At 71.8% G+C, this 2822-nt stretch carries 1 protein-coding gene and 2 pseudogenes; 2 read left to right on the top strand and 1 reads right to left on the bottom strand.

Going from position 1 to position 2822, the window contains the following annotated elements; all coding sequences use genetic code 11:
- Positions 1–821, bottom strand: a pseudogene (locus GUY60_RS36425) (ATP/GTP-binding protein); the annotation flags it as partial.
- Positions 822–1160: 339 nt separating this feature from the next.
- Here GUY60_RS36425 and gabT point away from each other — a divergent pair.
- Entirely contained in the window at positions 1161–2495 is a 1335-nt protein-coding gene (gene gabT / locus GUY60_RS36420; protein ID WP_161705784.1) for a 4-aminobutyrate--2-oxoglutarate transaminase, read from the top strand.
- A 155-nt stretch (positions 2496–2650) separates the two neighbouring features.
- Positions 2651–2822: pseudogene (locus tag GUY60_RS39375) on the top strand (phosphatase PAP2 family protein); the annotation flags it as partial.

The following is a 2822-nucleotide window of genomic DNA, read 5'->3' as shown; positions in this document are numbered from 1 at the left end:
GTGCTTGGGCGGGGCGGGGCCGGGCGCCCCTGTCGGTCCTGGCCGGTCCTGCCGAGGCCGCGCAGCAGCGCCCACCAGCCGCCCATGCGGGCGAAGGGCCAGAGCACGGCGAGCGTGATCAGCGTGTACGCGGCGTACGTGACCACCGGGGTGGAGGCGAAGACCGAGTAGCTGCCGGCGGTCAGGGCGATCAGGGAGAGCACGGGCGTGACGACGGGCACCGGGTCCCAGCCGGCGCCGAAGGCGCTCGGCCAGACGAGGGCGAGCACCAAAAGGGCGGCCACGGCGGCGATCAGGGCGCGGGACGGCTGCGGCCTGCGCATCACGAAGTACTGGGCGGCCTCACGCCAGGTGCTGAGCCGGACGACCGCGTGGACGACGAGGCCGAACACGACACCGCCGTAGACGATCAGCGCGTTCTCCCCCTGCCAACCCACCGAGGAGATCGTCCCCTCGTGCCACCACTCCGCCGGGGTGAACACCTTCACCGGCATCCACAGGTAGGGAAGGCTGCCGTTCTGCAGCATCGACCAGAGCACGAGGCCGAGGAGCGTGGGGATCACCAGGCCCCTGATGAGGCGCCGCTTCAGCTCCCGGTCGTCCTGCTCGGGGCCGCGTGGCCGGTGCCCGAACCGCCAGATCCCCGGCGCCGCCTTCGGCCGGGGCGTGGCCAGCCAGTCGGCGACGGACGCGGACGCGCTCCGGGCGGACTGCGGCGGCTGCCTCGGCATGGGCGGGCCGTCCGGGACGGCCGGGGCGGTGGTGGGCGGTGCCGGCGTGTGCCGTCCGTCGTGTGCCTCGTGCGTGCCGTCGCGGTCCATGACCCGTGCCCCCTGCTGCTGCTTCCGCCCTGCCTGACCTGCCGGTCAGTGCGCCGGTCCGGGCTCAATCTAGTGCCCGCGCCAAGGGAGTTCACCGGTTACGCACTGCACCGGCACTCCACCGCACCGGACAGCAAAGCAGCCTCGCCGGTCCCCCATCTGTCCAACTCGGACAACGACGCATGCCGACCTCACCCCGATGGAGCATGACGGCGCCGGGCCACGCGCCTAATCTGCGGAGAAACCCCCCGTACGCCCCGGCCGAGAGGCCGACCGTCGGCCGCCGCACCGGAGAGCGTCCCGGTACGGCCACCCGCCCCCCAGAACCAGGAGCCCCGCATGACCGCAATCCCGCAGGAGCGCCGCATCGTCACCGCGATCCCCGGCCCCAAGTCGCAGGAGCTCCAGGCTCGCCGTACGTCCGTCGTGGCGGCGGGCGTCGGCTCGGTGCTGCCGGTCTTCACCGCGCGTGCCGGTGGCGGGGTCATCGAGGACGTCGACGGCAACCGCCTGATCGACTTCGGTTCCGGTATCGCCGTGACCTCCGTCGGCGCCTCCGCCGAAGCCGTCGTGCGCCGCGCCTCCGCGCAGCTCGCCGACTTCACCCACACCTGCTTCATGGTCACGCCGTACGAGGGGTACGTCGAGGTCGCCGAGGCCCTCGCCGAGCTGACGCCGGGCGACCACGCCAAGAAGTCCGCGCTGTTCAACTCGGGCGCCGAGGCCGTCGAGAACGCCGTGAAGATCGCCCGTGCGCACACCAAGCGCCAGGCCGTCGTCGTCTTCGACCACGGCTACCACGGCCGTACCAACCTGACGATGGCGCTGACCAGCAAGAACATGCCGTACAAGAACGGCTTCGGCCCGTTCGCGCCCGAGATCTACCGGGTGCCGGTGGCGTACGGCTACCGCTGGCCGACCGGTGCGGAGAACTGCGGGGCCGAAGCGTCCGCGCAGGCCATCGACCAGATCACCAAGCAGATCGGCGCCGACAACGTCGCCGCGATCATCATCGAGCCGGTGCTCGGCGAGGGCGGCTTCATCGAGCCGGCCAAGGGCTTCCTGCCCGCCATCGCGCAGTTCGCGAAGGACAACGGCATCGTCTTCGTCGCGGACGAGATCCAGTCCGGCTTCTGCCGTACCGGCCAGTGGTTCGCCTGTGAGGACGAGGGCATCGTCCCCGACCTGATCACGACGGCGAAGGGCATCGCCGGTGGTCTCCCGCTGGCCGCCGTCACCGGCCGCGCCGAGATCATGGACTCCGCCCACGCGGGCGGCCTCGGCGGCACCTACGGCGGCAACCCGGTGGCCTGCGCCGGTGCGCTCGGCTCCATCGAGACGATGAAGGAGCTCGACCTCAACGGCAAGGCCAAGCGCATCGAGGAGGTCATGAAGACCCGCCTCTCCGCGATGCAGGAGAAGTTCCCGGTCATCGGCGACATCCGCGGCCGCGGCGCCATGATCGCCGTCGAGCTGGTCAAGGACCCGCAGACCAAGGCGCCGAACCCGGAGGCCACCGCGGCCCTCGCCAAGGCCTGCCACGCCGAGGGTGTCCTGGTCCTGACCTGCGGCACGTACGGCAACGTGCTGCGCTTCCTGCCGCCGCTGGTGATCGGCGAGGACCTCCTCAACGAGGGCCTCGACGTCATCGAGCAGGCCTTCGCCCAGATCTGAGGCCCCACCGCCCGGCCGGACAGCGCGTCACGTCCGGCCGGGCGCGGCCGTCCGGCCCCGCCGGGCGGAGCCTGTGAAGAACGTGTGGGAGGCGGGTGGCGGGATGCTCCGTCGCCTGTCGGAGCCGCTCCCCTCTGCCGTACGTTTGGACGCAGATGAGAGAAACACCCCGCTCACAGGAAACTGTGGGCGACACCGGTACGGAGCATCCCCAGCCCCGTTCCGGTCGCGCCCTGGCGCACACCCCCGGAGCTTCTGGTTCCGGAGTTCCTCACCGATCGGATGGCCGCCCGCCCCACACCCCCCGGGGCGCGCGGCCATCCGATC

The organism is Streptomyces boluensis, from assembly GCF_009908195.1.
GTDB lineage: Bacteria > Actinomycetota > Actinomycetes > Streptomycetales > Streptomycetaceae > Streptomyces > Streptomyces boluensis.
The sequence above is the reverse complement of the archived record's forward strand: the minus strand, read 5'-3'. Positions and strand labels throughout refer to the sequence as shown.